This is a genomic window from bacterium (assembly GCA_026398675.1).
Lineage (GTDB): Bacteria > RBG-13-66-14 > RBG-13-66-14 > RBG-13-66-14 > RBG-13-66-14 > RBG-13-66-14.
The window spans coordinates 1-2634 of sequence record JAPLSK010000287.1 but is presented as its reverse complement, the minus strand read 5'-3'; the positions used below and the strand labels follow the sequence as shown (position 1 = coordinate 2634).

Below are 2634 nucleotides of genomic sequence, written 5' to 3'. Positions count from 1 at the left end.
AGGACGACTGCGCCGGTACGCCGATAACCAACTTCGACGGCGACCTCGCCAAGCTCGACTTCCTCGGCTACGACGTCACCAACGTGGCTTACCGGTACCGGAGCTACGACGACGTTCTGGTCATCGGCGCCGGAGGGGGACGGGACATTCTGGCGGCTAAGCACTTCGGGGCCGAATCGGTGACCGCCGTCGAGATCAACCCGGCGATGGTGGCGGTGGTCGAGGATGTGTACGGCGATTTCTCGGGTCACCCCTACGAACTGCCCGGGGTCAGGGCGGTCGTGGACGAGGCACGCAGCTTCATCGCGCGCGACGAAATCTCGTACGACCTGATAATAATCTCCCTCATCGACTCCTGGGCCGCCTCCATGGCGGGGGCCTTCGCCCTGTCCGAGAACAACCTCTACACCGTCGAGGCCTTCGAGCTCTACCTCGACCACCTCAAACCCGACGGCGTCCTGACCGTTTCGCGCTGGTACTACCAAACGGGCGACGTCCAGACGCTGCGCCTGGTCAATCTCAGCGTGGAGGCCCTCGCCGGGATCGGTGTCCGGGACGCCGACCGGCACATCGCCGTGATTCAAAGCGACAAAATCGCGACCGTTCTGGTTTCGAAAAGCCCCTTCACCCCGGAGGATATCCAGGGGCTGCAAGACGCCGCCGACAGGTTGCAGTTCAACGCCATCTGGCTGCCGGGCGGGGTTTGCACGGATGACGGGGTCCGGGCGCTCCTCGACAGGAGCCGGAGGGAGTCCTTCGTCCGGTCACTCCCCCAGGACATCACGGCCCCAGTCGACGACAGGCCCTTCTTCTTCCTGTTCACCAGCGACGTCCTGGGGCCCACTCCCGAGAATACAGCGTCGGGCAGACCCGAATCGATAGCCCGGATGCTCCAGTACCTGTTTTACATCCTCCTGGCGTGCGGGGTGATATTCATCATCCTGCCCCTGGCGCTCAAACGCAAAGGGGAATACACCCTGGCGACCGTCCTGGTCCGTCCGCAGAAATGGCTCTACTTCGCCGGCATCGGGCTGGGCTTCATGCTCGTCGAGCTGTCGCTTATCCAACGGTACGTGCTGTTCCTGGGGCACCCCTCCTACGCGACCTCGGTGGTCATCTTCTCCCTGCTCCTCTTCGCGGGGCTGGGCAGCGCGACGACGAACCGCCTCAAGAAGCGTTTCCCGCTGCGCGGCCTGAACATGACCGTCCTCGCCGCCATCGGGGCGCTGATCCTCGTCCAGGCTTTCATCGTGCCCTGGGTTTTGAATCTGGCCATGCCGGCCTTCCTCGCCTGGCGTTTCATCATCGCGGGCCTCCTTTTGGCGCCCCTAGGGTTCGTCATGGGGATGGCCTTCCCGCTGGGCGTTTCGCGTCTGGACGAGGCCCAGAGCGGCGGCATGATACCCTACGTCTGGGGTATCAACAGCGTCATGAGCGTCATGGCTTCGGTGCTGGCGACGATTCTCGCCGTCAGCCTGGGCTACTCGGTCGGGCTGTCGGCGGGGCTCGCCGCGTACGCCCTGGCCGCGGCCGCCGGCGCCTTCCGGTGGAGGAAAAAGGCCTAGGCGACCCGACACGCACGAATCTCATCGGCAGCCCGGTATAATGCAAGCTGGCGCCCGGTCGCCAACCCCCAACCCACGGCGGACCCATGCTCATCTGGAGCCTGTCGCGGAACTTCGAGCTCCACTCGTCCCGGCGCCTCGCCGAGGCCGCCCGGTCACGCGGGCACGAGCTGCGCGAGCTCGACACGACGCGCCTCACCGCCCTGGTCGCCAGGGACGGTCTCCGGCTGCTCTCGGACGGCGAGACGCCGGACCCGCCGGACTTCGCCGTTTTCCGCTCCGGGTACCGGAGGCTGGATTTCGGCTGGGACCTGGCGCTCTGGCGGCAGCTCGAGACGATGGGGGTGCCCACCCTCAACTCCACCCAAGCCGTGCTCCGGTGCTCGGACAAGTTTTACACGCACCAGCTCCTGCGGACGGCGGGCGTCCCGACGGTGGACGCGGCGCTCGTCACCGACGAGTCCCGGCTCGCGAGCGCGGCCGAGGCGGTGGGCGGATTCCCCCTGGTGCTCAAGTGGACGCGGGGGACGCGGGGGGTGGGGACGGCGCTGGTGGAGTCTCTGAAGGCGTTGCGCGGCCAGTGGCAGCTCTCGGCGGTCCTGGAGCAAAACGTTTTTTTGGAGCGCTTCCACCCCGAGTCCGGGGGGAGGGACCTGCGCCTGCTGGTCCTGGGCGGGAGCGTGATTGCGTGCTACGAGCGTCGGGCGCCCGAGGACGATTTCCGCTCCAACCTGCACCGTGGCGGCAGCGGCGTTCCGCATGAGTATGTGATATCACTATTGCACGCGTTAGCATTAATAGGATTAGCGGTGTTTGTGTTATTGTGTATGATGCAGTTACGACAAGTGCTGTTTTCTACTCCACCACCATAGTCACCTGCATAGTTGTTGTAGACTGTACAGCTTTCTAATGTGGAAGCCTGTGCACCTCCTCCCTGGCCGACAGTTGTCAAGTCTGTGTTATTTATAATTAAGCAGTTCAAGGCATAGCACAGACGTAATCCAATGCCATACTTCGCTTTGTTCCCATCTATCACGCACTTCAGAAGTGTCGAGCCATAGCAGCCTCC

2 protein-coding genes are annotated in these 2634 nt (G+C 64.0%); both read left to right on the top strand.

Annotated elements, in window-relative coordinates:
• Nucleotides 1-1565, top strand: a 1565-nt coding sequence (locus NTW26_08630) for a hypothetical protein (protein ID MCX7022317.1), incomplete at its 5' end; no start/stop codon positions are given.
• Between the two features lie 86 nt (nucleotides 1566-1651).
• Nucleotides 1652-2437 (top strand): hypothetical protein, encoded by a 786-nt coding sequence (locus NTW26_08625; protein ID MCX7022316.1) that lies wholly within the window; start codon nucleotides 1652-1654, stop codon nucleotides 2435-2437.
• Nucleotides 2438-2634 lie beyond the last annotated feature (197 nt).